The 14,910-nt window shown below is 41.5% G+C and carries 17 protein-coding genes; 6 read left to right on the top strand and 11 right to left on the bottom strand.

The window, feature by feature from the left end; translation table 11 throughout:
- Positions 1 to 95 precede the first annotated feature (95 nt).
- The 3 genes from RMZ43_RS08690 (at position 96) to RMZ43_RS08680 (ending at position 1,809) form a co-directional block, all read left to right on the top strand.
- Positions 96 to 302 (top strand): DUF751 family protein, encoded by a 207-nt coding sequence (locus tag RMZ43_RS08690; protein WP_322651743.1) that lies wholly within the window; start codon positions 96 to 98, stop codon positions 300 to 302.
- Between the two features lie 123 nt (positions 303 to 425).
- Complete coding sequence (gene rbfA, locus RMZ43_RS08685) at positions 426 to 845, top strand: 30S ribosome-binding factor RbfA (RefSeq protein WP_322651742.1); 420 nt, start codon at positions 426 to 428, stop codon at positions 843 to 845.
- A gap of 727 nt (positions 846 to 1,572) precedes the next feature.
- A complete protein-coding gene (locus RMZ43_RS08680; protein ID WP_012407481.1) occupies positions 1,573 to 1,809 on the top strand; it encodes a DUF4327 family protein in 237 nt (78 codons plus the stop codon).
- A gap of 520 nt (positions 1,810 to 2,329) precedes the next feature.
- On the opposite strand, the gene RMZ43_RS08675 is transcribed toward RMZ43_RS08680, so the two are convergent.
- Both RMZ43_RS08675 and RMZ43_RS08670 read right to left on the bottom strand, forming a co-directional pair.
- Positions 2,330 to 2,683, bottom strand: a complete 354-nt coding sequence (locus RMZ43_RS08675; RefSeq protein ID WP_100901541.1) for a hypothetical protein — start codon at positions 2,681 to 2,683, stop codon at positions 2,330 to 2,332.
- A gap of 175 nt (positions 2,684 to 2,858) precedes the next feature.
- A complete protein-coding gene (locus tag RMZ43_RS08670; RefSeq protein ID WP_322651741.1) occupies positions 2,859 to 3,605 on the bottom strand; it encodes a 3-oxoacyl-ACP reductase family protein in 747 nt (248 codons plus the stop codon).
- Between the two features lie 596 nt (positions 3,606 to 4,201).
- Here RMZ43_RS08670 and RMZ43_RS08665 point away from each other — a divergent pair.
- Positions 4,202 to 5,104, top strand: coding sequence for a cation diffusion facilitator family transporter (locus tag RMZ43_RS08665; protein ID WP_322653747.1), 903 nt, complete (start codon positions 4,202 to 4,204; stop codon positions 5,102 to 5,104).
- 464 nt (positions 5,105 to 5,568) lie between these two features.
- On the opposite strand, the gene RMZ43_RS08660 is transcribed toward RMZ43_RS08665, so the two are convergent.
- From RMZ43_RS08660 to RMZ43_RS08620, 9 genes are all read right to left on the bottom strand, one after another.
- Complete coding sequence (locus tag RMZ43_RS08660; RefSeq protein WP_322653772.1) at positions 5,569 to 5,973, bottom strand: response regulator; 405 nt, start codon at positions 5,971 to 5,973, stop codon at positions 5,569 to 5,571.
- 511 nt (positions 5,974 to 6,484) lie between these two features.
- A complete protein-coding gene (gene guaA, locus RMZ43_RS08655) occupies positions 6,485 to 8,104 on the bottom strand; it encodes a glutamine-hydrolyzing GMP synthase (RefSeq protein WP_322653746.1) in 1,620 nt (539 codons plus the stop codon).
- Positions 8,105 to 8,336: 232 nt separating this feature from the next.
- Positions 8,337 to 9,440 carry a cobalt-precorrin-5B (C(1))-methyltransferase CbiD gene (gene cbiD / locus RMZ43_RS08650; RefSeq protein WP_322653745.1) on the bottom strand — a complete coding sequence of 368 codons (1,104 nt, stop codon included), beginning with the start codon at positions 9,438 to 9,440 and terminating at the stop codon, positions 8,337 to 8,339.
- A gap of 190 nt (positions 9,441 to 9,630) precedes the next feature.
- Positions 9,631 to 9,876 (bottom strand): hypothetical protein, encoded by a 246-nt coding sequence (locus RMZ43_RS08645; RefSeq protein ID WP_322653744.1) that lies wholly within the window; start codon positions 9,874 to 9,876, stop codon positions 9,631 to 9,633.
- On the bottom strand, positions 9,857 to 10,135 hold the full coding sequence (locus tag RMZ43_RS08640) for a BrnT family toxin (protein WP_322653743.1): 279 nt from the start codon (positions 10,133 to 10,135) through the stop codon (positions 9,857 to 9,859). The genes RMZ43_RS08645 and RMZ43_RS08640 overlap by 20 nt, the downstream gene beginning before the upstream one ends.
- Before the next feature lie 7 nt (positions 10,136 to 10,142).
- Positions 10,143 to 10,721 (bottom strand): hypothetical protein, encoded by a 579-nt coding sequence (locus tag RMZ43_RS08635; protein WP_322653742.1) that lies wholly within the window; start codon positions 10,719 to 10,721, stop codon positions 10,143 to 10,145.
- Positions 10,722 to 10,935: 214 nt separating this feature from the next.
- Positions 10,936 to 11,235 carry a hypothetical protein gene (locus RMZ43_RS08630; RefSeq protein WP_322653741.1) on the bottom strand — a complete coding sequence of 100 codons (300 nt, stop codon included), beginning with the start codon at positions 11,233 to 11,235 and terminating at the stop codon, positions 10,936 to 10,938.
- Between the two features lie 36 nt (positions 11,236 to 11,271).
- Positions 11,272 to 11,868: a DUF3177 family protein gene (locus RMZ43_RS08625; RefSeq protein WP_322651735.1), complete on the bottom strand. Its 597-nt coding sequence runs from the start codon at positions 11,866 to 11,868 to the stop codon at positions 11,272 to 11,274.
- Between the two features lie 675 nt (positions 11,869 to 12,543).
- The gene (locus RMZ43_RS08620) at positions 12,544 to 12,789 is read right to left on the bottom strand and encodes a Calvin cycle protein CP12 (protein WP_322651734.1); all 246 of its coding nucleotides are present in this window, start codon (positions 12,787 to 12,789) and stop codon (positions 12,544 to 12,546) included.
- A gap of 370 nt (positions 12,790 to 13,159) precedes the next feature.
- Here RMZ43_RS08620 and RMZ43_RS08615 point away from each other — a divergent pair, with 370 nt between their 5' ends.
- On the top strand, positions 13,160 to 14,395 hold the full coding sequence (locus RMZ43_RS08615) for an FIST signal transduction protein (RefSeq protein ID WP_322653771.1): 1,236 nt from the start codon (positions 13,160 to 13,162) through the stop codon (positions 14,393 to 14,395).
- A 187-nt stretch (positions 14,396 to 14,582) separates the two neighbouring features.
- Positions 14,583 to 14,894 carry a hypothetical protein gene (locus RMZ43_RS08610; RefSeq protein ID WP_322651732.1) on the top strand — a complete coding sequence of 104 codons (312 nt, stop codon included), beginning with the start codon at positions 14,583 to 14,585 and terminating at the stop codon, positions 14,892 to 14,894.
- Positions 14,895 to 14,910: the final 16 nt, after the last annotated feature.

Genomic DNA, 14,910 nt, shown 5'->3' with positions numbered 1-14,910 from the left:
ATTAACTGCTAATTTTCCAGCCGCATAGATTACAATTGAGTAGATAAAGCATATCAAAACAAACGTAAGTATATAACAAGGCAGTTGACATTCAGATGTTTGACGGATTTTGGGATAACGTCTTTCGCTACCCCCGGTACTTAATTACTATCGTCTTAGGACTGTTTATTAACACCTTTGCGCCGTTAGTGCCATTGTTGAAGCGCCCAGTCACCTTAATCGCTATCTTGGGTTTGTTTGTGAGCGGACTAGTCTTTCTAACTCTCACCCTACGGGCAATGCTGGGCTTGAGTACAATCTAGACTAGTGCTATATCGGGGCTGTGCCCCACAGACGGTTGCTCTTGGCGTTGCTTGCGCTGAGTACTGTCTAATTAAGTTACATGTATTTTTGTTGTACAACCTCTGTGAGGAGGCGAAATTTTTATGGCTACAAATCGCCGGGTTTCCCGCGTTGCTGAATTGATCAAACGGGAAGTTAGCCAAATGCTGCTCAACGGCATCAAGGATGACCGTGTGGGTACAGGAATGGTAAGTGTTACTGATGTTGATGTTTCCGGCGATCTCCAACACGCCAAAATCTATGTCAGTATCTATGGTACAGATGAAGCTAAAGCAGAAACAATGGCAGGCTTAAAGTCGGCTACAGGTTACGTCCGCAGTGAACTTGGGGCGCGGGTACGCCTACGTCGTACACCAGAGGTGCTGTTTCTTGAAGATCGCTCCATAGAACGCGGTAATAAAGTACTGGCATTACTAAACCAACTTAACCATCAGCGTCCGCCAGAAAATTTGGTAACAGTAGAAGAAAGCACCGATCAAGATGATGAATCATCTGATGAATGAGTAACTGAAATAACAATGTAACTTCAGAACAATTAATCTCAGCAAATCCGCCAAACAATTTACAGACGTGACCAAATCGCGTCTGTTTTAATATGACCATAATCTATTTCAGGGATCGGTAGTTGCATATATACGTTAGATGTTTATCCAAAGAAAATTATGTAATACTAGTGCTGAAATCAACCAAGTAATTACGGTTCTATTTAAGAAATTGTTAACAGATGCTGGGGTAAAAGCCTTCGTAGGTTACTTTAGCCGTTATGTTTTGCAACACTTTATACCCTAGTATCTGACAAGTATTCTTATGTTGTTTACCCTTAGATAAATACCAGCAGTTCTAAATCTGGCTTTAAGGTGATTATTTGATATGTCAGCGATGCCTGCGGCGGGCTACACCTATGCGCCCTAAACTCTGGAAACCGCAAAATCTTGCCTAAATACAGTAATGGCAAGACTTTCAGACTTGTTGCATAAAAACTGTATAGCCGCCATAGCAGGTAAAGTTAACTACTCGGAATTTTTTTTGTAAAGCGGATTTTCGACAAATGTCAGGATTTGTTGACTTTCTTAACATTTCTTGAAATAATTTCAGGATATCTAGCGTCAAAATAAAAATAGTTCCGTATAGCAAACTACAAAATCCTAGCCACAAGTCTAATTTCTGTAATGTTTGTTCCTAATTCTTAAGGGGAACACTATCGTAAGTGTTAATTTGTGAGTAAAAAACATGAGTGTGAATACGGTGCCTTCTATCAATTACTACTCTCTCGATTTGATTCAAGACGAAGCACGCCGACTGGTGCAAAAGGGAATGATTAGCCGACAACAGCCAATATATACCCTTTGCCAATACATTCCAGCGAGAGAGTGGGTTTGCGTTGAATGTGAATTAGAGAAATGTGACTTTTTGTTACGCGATCGCATTGGCGACCTAATTGGTCGTGAACAGTGGGATAACGACTAATCAATGTTTGATTTCAATTTTGGGATTGGGGCTTCATTTTCGATGTGTGGATATCACCATCAATTATTCAACGCCCAATCTGGGGGATAATCTCTGGTTTTTTATGAGCATTGCCCCATATAGAATCTTGCGTTTTTCATTAACTTAGAAGCATTGGAGTCTGAATTTATACAACTTTTCAAGTTAAAGAAGGCATCAGAAGCATTTATTGTGTACGTCTGGTGCTATAGCTTGAGTCTAGTAAGTAGATTCTGTGAAGTTCCTATATTTATCTAATAGGTAAATGTAGGAATTTCAGTTTGGACTTGTAATTCATTGCATCGCTTACTTTAAGGAAGCGATGGTCTGCTTGCTGTTAAAAGCCAAAATCCATCTTGAAAAGTTGCTAAGTCCGGCTAACCGTCACCAGTTGCGACGCTAGAAAAAAACTCCTTGAGCAATCGGCTCGATTTTCGCAAAATCCAAAATTTGTATAGGATTTTTTTTAATCTCGAAAAGTACAGAAAAATCAGATGAACTATTATCCTACTTGCTCTAAGTAATTATTAATGTCTTCAATGATGCGAGTAAGTTCAGCTTCAGTAGTTAAGCGGATGTTGACGTTGCGGACAGTCAGCAAAACTTTGGCTGCGAAGGGTGTTGGCCAGATATTAGGATTACAGAAAATTTCTAAAAATACTTCACCTGTATAACGATATTCCAAGGGAGGCTGGGGAGTTACTTTACCACCGCCGGGAGTGGGTTTAGCGGCGACAGCTTTCAGACGCTCCATCAATTGATCTGTTGCTGCTTTTAATTCTCGTGCTGCTTGGGGTGAAAAACTGAAGGAGACAGAACCTTCAATTAGGTTCAAGGTTAGAGGAATTGAAGACATTTTTTATTAAAACTTCTTGATAAGTACTAATATTACCGGAAAAAGAGACGAAGCCACCGAGAGCGGCGGTGGCGAACCCCCATTTTTCCAGGATGCGCCCCAGCCTTAGCGCTGGCATCGTCGCCAGACAAATTTACATAATCGGACTTTTCTTAGTTTTGCTTTGGTTGCCGAATTAGGCTGCGAAGCCGCCATCAATTTTCAGGTTCGCACCGGTGACGAAACTCGCTTCTGCACTAGCGAGATAAGAAACCATGTCGGCGACTTCTTCGCTTCGTCCATAACGTTGAAGGGCGGTGATGCTTTTCATCCTGTCGGCAAAAGTACCGTCCGCCGGGTTCATGTCGGTGTCAATTGGGCCGGGTTGGATATTGTTCACCGTGATACCACGAGGGCCAAGATCGCGGGCAAGACCGCGCGTGAAGCTAGCGATCGCACCCTTGGTCAATGCATAGACGGAGCCGCCAGCAATAGGCATGATATCGCTGTTGACACTACCAATCATAATGATCCGTCCACCCTCGCCCATGTGGCGAACAGCCTCTTGAGTTGCCACAAACACACCCTTAACGTTAACCGCTATAAGTCGATCAAAATCATCCAGTGAGAACTCGTCGATTAGAGCGAAAGCAGCGATCCCCGCGTTGTTTACAAGGATATCAATACGACCAAAGGCTTTTACAGTCTCAGCGACAGCGTTTTTCACAGCTTCCACATTGGCACTGTCGGCGCGAAGAGCCAAGGCTTTTCCACCTGCCGCTTCGATGGCAAGCACTACCTCATCGGCTTTTTGTGGGGAACTAGTGTAGGTGAGGGCGACAGTTGCACCATCATCCGCCAGACGTTTGGCGATCGCTGCCCCCAAACCGCGTGAGCCGCCAGTTACCAATGCCACCTTATCTGTAAGTTTTTTGGTACTCATAGTATTCGTGATTGAAACTTGTCGTCTGAAGAAAATTGACCATTGAAATTATATTGCTCAACTTCTTACTCAAACTCCTAAGAGTATCAAATGTTCACCCATCCCCCTGGCTTGTTAATTGCAGTTTCACCAGACTCTTGATAGAAATTAGGGATTGTACAAGAGGCAAAGGAGCAGGGAGCAGGGAATAGAGAAAAGAATTGGGGTTGGACACTTTTTCGCCGTTGCTTAAAGGTAGTAAATTAAACTCATTCGACTCATCAATTTTCCTGAGTAAGTACAGCTTACTGATGGTCATTATCATCTCTTTGAATACAATTCGGTCTGACTTAAGTAGATGTATGAATAACAAATTTAATTAAAATATTTTTAGAATTAATGCTAAAAATATGCTGTTATCTATAGAGATATTATTAATACATATAAAGCTTGTAGCTGTTGTTAGTTATAAAGAATCTCAACAAAATAGTATAAAACATAGAGCCTATAGAGAGACTTAATTTTTACTGCGTAAGACTTTGATACATTTGATTAGTGTCTATTTATGTTTTAAGTTTTACATTAGAAGTCATAGAACTTGATGTGATAAATTATCTATGATTTACGATAACCGCGCCGAAGTGCGAAAGGTTTTAATTATTACCCTATTACTCAACCTGTTTGTAATGGGATTGAAAGCCCTTGTGGGTTACTGGACTGGTTCTTTGAGTTTGCTGGCTGATGCCTTGCATAGTGTGACAGACAGCGCAAACAACGTTTTGGGATTAATTGCAAGTAAATTTTCTTCTCCACAACCCGATCGCGAGCATCCCTATGGACACAGCAAGTTTGAAGCTGTGGGAGCTTTAGGAATTGCCTCATTTTTAGGAATAGCCTGTTTTGAAATTTTGCAAGGAGCAATCGAGCGAATTCTCAAAGGTGGTGAATCGGTGAAAATATCGCCGCCTGAGTTGTGGTTATTACTAATTGTGCTGGGCGTGAATATTTTTGTGGCGTTTTACGAACGTAGTGTGGGTAGGCGGGTAGGTAGCTCAATTCTTATAGCTGACTCAACACATACTATGAGCGACATTTGGGTAACAATCTCTGTAATTGCCGGTTTGATAGGAGTTTGGCTAGGTTATCAATGGATGGATTTGGTGTTAGCTTTTCCTGTCGCTTTGTTAGTATTTTGGAGTGGCTGGTCAGTTTTAAAAGAGAATTTACCTTGGCTTGTGGATCAAATGGCGATCGCACCAGAAGCAATTCATGCGATCGCTACTTCTGTTCCAGGTGTAATTAACTGTCATGATATTGCTTCTCGCGGTGTTCTTGGTCGTCAAGTCTTCATTGAAATGCATTTAATAGTAGATGCACCAGACGTAGAAACCGCTCACCACATCACCGAAGAAGTAGAAAGCCGATTAGAAGAACGGTTCCGTCCAGTTAGGATTTTAATTCACATTGAGCCACCAGCTTATAAATCTGAGCAAATTAGCTTTGAAGCTGGAGCGAAGTAATCTAATATCAATTCGCAATGGGCTTCTCTGCGAGACGCTAAAAGCGAACGCCCCGCTACGCTAACGCAATGACGCTCGTTCCTCTCTACGAGACGCTACGCGAACGCTAACGCTGCGCTAACGCAAGTGGCAATGGGCTAACGCCCCGCTCCGCTAACGCAATTAAGAAACTTAGATGCAGTAAGACTTTCGTGATTTGTATCTGTTGCCTCCTTGTGGAGAATGTCTCTACAAGGATTTTAATATCATGCAGAATCATTTTCATACATGAAATTAGCAACGCTGAAACTTTTCCGGCTGTGCTCAAAATTAATAATTTTTACAAAAAACGCCCTAAATCTTGGTGAAACACAATGTAGCGTGTTGACTAACAACCAGTTTACTTTTAGAGCAGGAATATGAAGGGAGATGAGGGAGATTAGAAAAATAACAAATGACCATTGACAAATCACTGTATCTTTTCATTAATTCTTATAAGAAGCAACTAAATTAGCAACGATCGCAACTAGTTCTCCTGGATCAACCGGTTTTGCCACATGAGTTTGAAAGCCCGCTTCCAGCGCCCGGCTACGGTACTCGCTGTCGCCATAAGCAGTTAAAGCTATAGCTGGGAGTTTTTCCCAAGTATCAGACTTCAGCGCCCGGATTTTGCGGATGAGAGTGTAGCCATCTTCACCAGGCATAGCAATATCACAAATCAAAACTTCTGGTTGCAATTCAGGTAATACTTTCAATGCTACCTCTGCCGATGCAACTGCTATGACGGTAGCTCCATCAGCTTCTAACACGGTAGTAATGTAAAATCGGCTATCGTCATCATCATCAACTACGAGGATGTTTAAGCCAGCAAGGGGCAGAGCAGGTTCCATAACATCTCCATTAATGTTGATCACATGAAAGTTATTTCTAATGAGCTGCTTGTTTTTTCTCAGTGACCACACCAATGGTAATTTTACTGCGATCGCGTCTATTTTTCTAGAAAATAACTCAATTTGTCCAGCCACCATCAAATAGATAGTTAATTATTGGCTAGCATTTATAATTGACGGGATAAAATTATATTGGTATTTAATTCCTTAACTAACAAAATGTAGGGGTTTAAGTCCCCGGCTTCTATATTGAAGTTCAAGAATAATCTTATTAATTACTGACTGTTTTATTGTTATAAAATTCCTATTTTATTTTTGAGCAAAATTACGCACTGTAATGGCGTGGCAAGCTTAAAATAGTACGTTATATGTAGGTTTAGTTGAGCAACGCGAAACCCAATATTGATCGGAGTGTTGGGTTTCATTTTTCAACCCAACCTACAATTTTTTTTGCAATAATTTAGTCTTGACACGTCACTACGTATCTGGATATTTTTTAATTGGAAGTCTCTTACTCCCATTCAATGGTTCCAGGCGGCTTAGAGGTGATGTCATAAACCACCCGATTCACCCCTTTCACCTCATTCACAATCCGAGTGGAAATCACTTCCAAGACATCGTAAGGGACTCTTGCCCAATCAGCAGTCATGCCATCTTCACTGGTTACAATCCGCAAAACAATCGGGTAAGCGTAAGTGCGCTGATCCCCCATAACGCCAACACTACGAATTGGCAGCAATACAGCAAACGCTTGCCAGAAATCATGATACATACCGCGTTGGTTAATTTCTTGCCGGACAATCAAATCTGCATCGCGTAAAATATTTAACCGCTCAGATGTGACTTCCCCTAGAATGCGAATTGCCAAACCAGGCCCAGGAAAAGGTTGGCGTTGGACAATTTCTTCTGGTAAACCAATGGAACGCCCAACTTTACGGACTTCATCTTTAAATAGTTTCCGCAGTGGTTCCACTAATTTAAATCTTAAGTCTTTGGGTAAACCGCCAACATTGTGATGACTCTTAATTTTCACCGCTACCCGTTCACCAGTTTGGGGATCAACGTTGGTGTCAGCAGATTCGATCACATCTGGATAAAGAGTTCCTTGAGCCAAATAATCAAAGTGGCCAAGGCGTTTGGATGTTTCTTCAAATACAGCAATAAACTCGTGTCCGATGCGGCGGCGTTTTTCTTCAGGATCTGTGATCCCAGCAACTTTAGCTAAAAAGCGATCGCGAGCCTTAACATACTCTACAGGAATGTGAAACTGCTCTTGGAACAGCTTTACCAATCGCTCTGGCTCATACTTTCGCATGAAGCCTTGATCGATAAATACGCAAGTCAATTGGTCGCCAATGGCTTTATACAACAAGAAGGCTAAGGTAGAAGAATCCACCCCACCAGACAGTGCCAACAGCACCCGCTTGTCACCAACTCTGGCGCGAATTTCCCGAATTGCCTCTTCGACAAAAGCTGCTGTTGTCCAAGTAGGTTCGCAATCGCAGATGTGATAGACAAAATTACGGATTAATGCTATACCGCCAATAGAATGCACTACCTCTGGATGGAACTGAACGCCGTAAAGTTTCTTTTCGTGATCAGCGATCGCAGCACAGGGAGTATTTTCTGTATGTGCTAGCAGTTCAAATCCTGATGGCATTTTGGTAACTGAGTCTCCATGACTCATCCACATCGTAGTGCCATCTTCGACATTAGTGAGCAAATCTGTGGGATCATCAATATATAATGAAGCTTTGCCGTACTCACCTCGGTCAGCTTTTGCCACTTCGCCGCCGAGTTGGTTTACCATTAGTTGCATCCCATAGCAAACACCCAAAACGGGTATTCCCAAATGCCAGATTTCTGGGTCACAATGGGGAGCGTTACCACCATAAACCGAACTTGGGCCACCTGAGAGGATGATTCCCTTAGGATTTAGTTGGCGCAATTGTTCAGAAGTAGTGCGATAGGATAAAACTTCCGAGTATACTTGAGTCTCGCGGATGCGACGGGCAATCAACTCAGAATATTGAGAGCCGAAGTCCAGAATTACAATCAATTGGCGATCAAGTCTCCCCAAATTTTCTAATGTTTGGGGTGCTTGTTCTGTTGGTATCACCGCTGTATTCATGACGGGAGTGTTATGTCTGTTAAGGGTAGATGCTTTGTGGTCTATGATGATGCTATTATTCAACCTGGGTAGGCTAATAATGGTATAGAGAGCCTTTACAAACGCCCGTTTATGTGCGTCTGTCTAGTCCCGGAGTCAGAAATGGTATTAAAACGATAAATTACCCTAGAGTGGTTACTTAGAAGATTATTTATTTGAATTGTTTACGATTATTCATAATAAATTAACATAATTATCCCATCAACAGACCAGCAGTTTTACTCTTCACGATAATTTTGCGATCGCGATCAAAGAGGATAGAGCCACAGATTGTACTTCCTGTGCTGCTTTCCCTATGATTTTGGATGTATTCTTGAGAACGAACATCGATAGTTTCGGCGATCGCACTGTAAACTTGATTTACCCAATCACTACCAGTTGATGCATCTAGAGATTTTAGATATGTTAGTGCGGCTTCGGCAGTTGCACTGTTAAATACAGCTTGGATATCTAGTGATTTTAAACCTGCGATCGCACAATGGGCTGCCAAAATTTCCCGCCGTCCATCAGCCAAGTAGTGATGGGTGTGAAAAATCCCTCCGGCTAGTTTTATCAACTTACCGTGATAGCCAAATAATAAAATTTCTTTCACGCCTAGCACATCAGCTTCTACTAACATTGGGCCAAGCCAGTTAGCAGTTTTGACCAATTGCTCAGGATTAATCCCTAGTTTACGCGCCAAATCTAGTCCATTTTCCCCGATACAGAATACTAAACTTTCAAAACGACTGGCTTTATTTTGTAATTCAGCCCGAAATACTGCAAGCTGATCTGGTGTACTCAAGGGTTGAGAAATGCCAGTTGTCCCTAAAAGGGAAAGTCCTTCAACTACACCAAAAGCAGAATTTGAAGTGCGAACAGCAAGCGATCGCCCTTCGGGTAGAATAATCGTCACCGTGATTTTTTCCCCAGGCGCTAGCATTCGTTGTAAATTCTCGCGTAAAAGCCTTTGAGCATAAGCATAAATAGCTGGCTTGTCGTCAGCATTCATCTGTCTGCCAATTCCTTCCCCACCTTTAATAATTACAGTCTCACCCTCTTTCCTCCACTCTACCAATGCCCAAATCGGTGTATTTTTAGTTAAATCGAGATTATCGCCAGGATCGCTTCGGGCGATCGCTAAAGCTGTACTTTCAGATAATCCTGCTACCTGTTCAATGGGGATTTCTGCGATTTGAGCGGGTTCAATCAAATCTACTGATGCTATGCTTAGGGGTTGGCGATCGTGTAACCAATGTAAAGCTGCAACAGCAGCAGCGCAGGCAAAGACGGGAAGTGTGTATCCAGAACGCGACATTTTTTAAATTCAGAAGTCAAAATAATTCTTTAAAATTAATTGGGCAACGTCTTGTAGAGAAGACACTTTCAAACAGAAATTTTGATCAATCTGTAGCTTGCTTCCTTCAGGGTAACGTTCCTGGTCAGGGAATGTAAGCAAGGTTAAACTCAGCATTACCAGCTTTCATCCATCGCCTGCATTGGGGTTATTAAGCTGTGTCGCCGTCTGTGATTTGTGGCATAGACTTAATTAGTGCCCTAAGCACCTTATTGACCGATTCTGGTGTCGTAAAAACTTGAGCTACATCTTCATCTAGAACCACAACTTTTAGCAGTTGCTTTCTTCTACTTTGAGCAGCAAAGCGATTGGGCTTCGCCTTTTCATAATTAAAGTGGTACTCACCTAGAAGCTCGTCATCTGAATTGTATGACTCCTCAAAAGGCGTTTTGTTCATAATCTTCACGCTCCCTTCGAGTGGCTAAACGGGCACTAATTATGCGAATGGTATTAGAACGTTCGGTGAAAGAAATTAATAGCAAACGATTGTTTTGGGAGTGCCCAATAATAATCTCTCGCTTCTCACCCAGTGAGTGAGCTTCATCGTCAAAAATAACTGCCAGTACATTATCAAAGACGCTTTTAGCTTCTTCAAAGCTGACATCATGCTTTGTTAGATTAGCTGTTGCTTTTGACTCATTCCACTCAAACTCCATGTCTAAATCATATCTGATTATTTACAGAGCCAAGCAATCCTGTGCAAATGTCTGCCATTTCAACAATAAGTTCCCCAGGTTCAAACAAGAAACTATAGTACTCAAATCGATACAAGCCATCTAACTCTTTGGTTGACGAGAGTTTATGATGAAGTTCTTGCTTTTTTGGCTCGAAATGTGACAGATCACCAAAAGTTCTAACTTTGAAGAGATCAAGTAGTGATAAATCAAGAATTTCTGGAACACGAGTGATAACTCTGCCAGTTAAGGCTTTAGCTTCTAGAAACTCTTGGAAGGTAGTATATACTACGTTCCAGTCTTTGAGGAAAACACTTTGATATCTTACAAGTTCATGAACGTATTGATTCACACGGTGAATATGGACACGATCATTCTTTTGAATAAACTTGCGAAAGTGAAGAAGGTAAGACTCAAGCTGTTCTACAGTAATTGTATTTTCAGGGAAAGAGCTATCTGAAAAACCGACTTCCTCACCAGATTTAAAATACTGATAGAATGACCTAGCTGAAAGTCTCTTGGCTTCAGCAATAAATAACTTCAATTCCTCGCTGGCAAGCTGACTCATAGCGATCGAAGCTTCAAACTTTCCTTTAGTTTATTATCAGCTTGTCTTTGAATGCCAATCTAGGAGCTTCAGTAACGTCCTTGCACATTGATAGCGAATCGTTAGAGATTCTCCCAAGGGAGGAGGAAACGTCAAGGGTAAATGAGCGCCACAGCACGTCGTAGACATTGCTCCATCAACAATTTCAAAGTCAGCCGTGCCGCTAAATTATAAATTAGTTGACTCCCACTTCTGATAATAAAGCTTCCATAGCTTCCCAAGAAATTCCTTGTTGAATATAACGGGGTGCTTCAGGATTATAAGGACTAGCGACTCGATCAATGTTGAGGATGTTTGCCCCATCTGGTAGAACTGGTACATCTGCATCAAATGCCGTTGGACGCATCAAAGAACTAGAAAAGCCTTTGAAAATAGCAATTGTATCTTGCTCATCAGCAATTTCTACCGTTACAATTAGGACTTCTTGGGGACGTTTAGCAGTGTATTGTTCCAATCGCTTGCCAATGGAATCCATTTTTTTAAGAGTAGGGGTATGGTAGTACAACAATGCTTACTGTGGTGTAGCCGAGCGTCCCTGCTTGCCCAGTTTAATCAGAACAAAGTAGCTTAAGTAAAGCACATAAATTACTAAACTAGTTATGCCGAGAAAACCTAAAAACTCAGTCTTGCTATTAGCATGAAAATATTCTTTGAATAGCAACGGAGCCTCAAACCAAACGCGACAATAGGAAGTCTTTAGCGCACTACCAGAAAAAGCACAACCTAAAAAAGGGATAAAGGCTAGTGTACCTAAAATACAATAAACAGTTGTCGCCCAGCGCCAAGAAGTAAAAATCAATTTCAAAGCGCCACTGGTTTGATACTCAATTTCATCGTTGATATCTACCCAGAACCACAGCGAAATCGGGATTAATATCTGAGCTATCAATCCAGAAATAAAGCTAACTGGATACTGAGCAATCATTAAGTAAACCGTGATTGCTACTAGGCTTGATACTCGCCAGTATATACCCAATAAGCGTTGTATGCCTTCCGCTTTTTGCACAAATGCCCAAATTAGAAGAATTAGCGGAATAACTACCAGGAATAATACTGCCAGTCGGTAATCCATCCAGACGAAAGGGCGAAACCAAACGTTATAGTCCATAGTTTTTCTCAAACGATAAATAAAACATTTTTAACCAAGAACAAAATCCATAACTGACAAACTGTAAGCTATTAGCTAGCTATTAGTCTATCTATAATTACATAACAGTTTAATCAAAGCACAAAGTCTAGCCTTAAGACTGCGCTCTAACTTCTTTGTGCAAACAAGTGGCTACCCAACTTATACTATTTCACGGAATTTATACTGTAAATACGTTTGTAGGGGCATACAGATGTACGCCCCTACAGTCAATTCATTTGTTGCAAAGATTTTTGGAAAAGGTATTAAATAGTAAATTGTTTAATTCACTTTCCTCAATCTCTCTATTTGGTAAAAAACAAGCAACTAAAGACCCTCATCTCAGATTTTGCACCTATTTGCAAGTAGCATCAGGAAGAGTTCTAAAACCCATCCACCGACTATATACTCGACACTCTCGGACAACACCCCAAAATTTTGGGTATAAAAGTTTCCTTTTAAGATAAAAAAACCTCAAATCTTAACCCTTATACATCCGTAACTCCAGATATTTCATCAATTATTTACCTCTTGGGGCAAATGATGAAAGAGGCGAGTAAAATTTTAGGCGGGAGTGAGGTGAGAGTCCAAGATTTGAGTAAGTCAATTTCGGTTGCTTGTTTACTAAACGAACATAAAATTTACTTGTCTAAATTTTTAGTCGTCGTAAACTCGGCATTCAATTGCATCTGGATTGTCATCACAATACTGTTCTAGAGAATTTTTGGGCTTGCTTTGGCGCTTGTGGGAAGCTTCGGCTTGCAATTCTTCTACTGCATCCCAAGCAGCAGCACACTCTGGTGAGTTGCTACCGTTAACATCACAGACAGTACGCGCTTGCTCGACTTCTTCTTGGATTTTCTCTTGAATATCGCTCTTTGCTGTTTCTTGGATGTTGGTCATTGCTTTAGTCTCGTTGTGTGTTGTTAATACTAGTATAGAAAAACTTCAGAAATGGCAGATTTTAGCTTGAGTAATAACCATTCTAACCATTCATCTCATAACTTAGTACTTTAACCTATTGATTTATAACCAATACAGTAAACTGCCGCATCTATAATGCATTCATCTTTATTTTTTAAGATTTTGTGGAATTAGTACCATAGATAAACAATCATACAATATATTTAGATGCATCTATTAGGGAATGACAACCCCAGCTTCTTGGGATGGAGGAGACAAAAGGCTGGCACTAATTTTTGTAGGATGCAATTCTTCCCAAAATCAAAAATCAAAACCTACTAGCCCAAAAAGAGAAAGAAGCTCAAAACTCATGGCAGACCAAATGCAGTGGGCAAACGCCCTATCAACCCGTCATTCTTTGGAAGCAGCTGTTACAGATGTGGTGGAACGAGCTGTCTCATCGTTAACAGCACCTGCGGATCTAGGACTGGTATTTATTTCGTCTGCTTTTACGAGTGAGTATTCCCGACTGTTACCTTTGTTAGCTGAGAAACTTTCTGTGCCTGTGCTAATTGGCTGTAGTGGTGGAGGTGTGATTGGGACGACAGTTAACGGAGAAATCCAAGAATTAGAAGCTGAACCAGCTATTAGCTTGACTTTAGCACACCTTCCAGGGGTGAAGGTTCAAGTTTTTCATGTTGTTGCTGAAGAATTACCTGATTTAGATAGTTCGCCAGATGCTTGGGTTGATTTGCTCGGTGTGCCAGCATCACCGATACCACAGTTCATTTTGCTGTCTAGTTCTTTCGCTTCTGGAATCAACGATTTATTGCAGGGGTTGGATTTTGCTTATCCAGGATCGGTGATAGTGGGGGGACAGGCTAGTGGTGGGGGTATGGGTGGTCGTGTTGCCCTTTTTTGTAACGATACTGAAGGCGGGGAATGCCAAAGTTTGTATCGTGAGGGGACTGTTGGTATCGCTTTGACTGGCAATATTGTTTTGGAAACGATTGTAGCCCAAGGATGCCGACCGATTGGCAAACCATTGCAAGTTACAAAAGCCGATCGCAACATCATCTTAGAGTTAGATGAGCAAGTGCCTTTAGTGGTATTGCGAGATTTGATTGCTAACCTCAGCGAACACGAACGGGTTTTAGCACAGCACTCTCTGTTTGTTGGTGTGGCGATGGATGAATTTAAGCTGGCTTTACAACAGGGAGACTTTTTAATTCGTGGTATTCTCGGGGTCGATCCCACAGCTGGAGCGATCGCAATTGGCGATCGCGTCCGTCCAGGACAAAGGCTACAATTCCACCTCCGCGATGCCCAAGCCTCTGCTGAAGACCTAGAATTACTCCTCCAAAGTTATCAACACCAACGAGATTCTGAACCCTCTGCTGTAGCTGCCTTAATGTTTGCCTGTCTGGGGCGAGGTGAAGGACTCTATGGTAAACCCAATTTCGATTCTGAACTATTTCGACGCTACGTTAGCGATATTCCTGTAGGTGGCTTTTTCTGTGGTGGTGAAATCGGCCCTGTTGGTGGCAGAACTTTCTTACACGCCTACACTTCAGCATTTGGAATTTGTCGCCAAAATCAGTTATGAGTTATAAATTAGACTCCTGACTGTATCCTATCTAATTTGTGAAAATTCTCGGTGTCCAGTTCCCCGACTTCGTAAAAGTTCTCGGGGATCTAACTTTTCACGAATGATTTAGGATTGCTATAGTAGCGTGTTATTAAACTAAGAAGTAATTTCAGTATTTAAATATTATTTATGGAAAGCTACTAGCATGGGAAATAATAATCAAATAATACCATTACTAACAGAAGCTGACAGAGAAGAGTTAGAAGGCGTTGTGCAAGTGTTAGCAAACGTAACTAAGCTCCCTATTGAAGTGGTTAAGCCACATTTTGATGCATTGCTTGAGCAGTTGATCAAATCAAAACAGGAGCAACCATTTTACAAAACTGCAACGGCTCTTGAGTGGATAACAGCTTTTCGGAAATGGGCAGAGAGCCATAGGCGAGATACACCCTTACTATCAGAGTATGCTTTAAGTCGGGCTGGAATATACGATGATGACGAAAACGAAGATATTTAAGTGACTTATCTTGTCG

Source organism: Nostoc sp. CmiVER01 (genome assembly GCF_034531135.2).
GTDB lineage: Bacteria > Cyanobacteriota > Cyanobacteriia > Cyanobacteriales > Nostocaceae > Nostoc.
The sequence above is the reverse complement of the archived record's forward strand: the minus strand, read 5'-3'. Positions and strand labels throughout refer to the sequence as shown.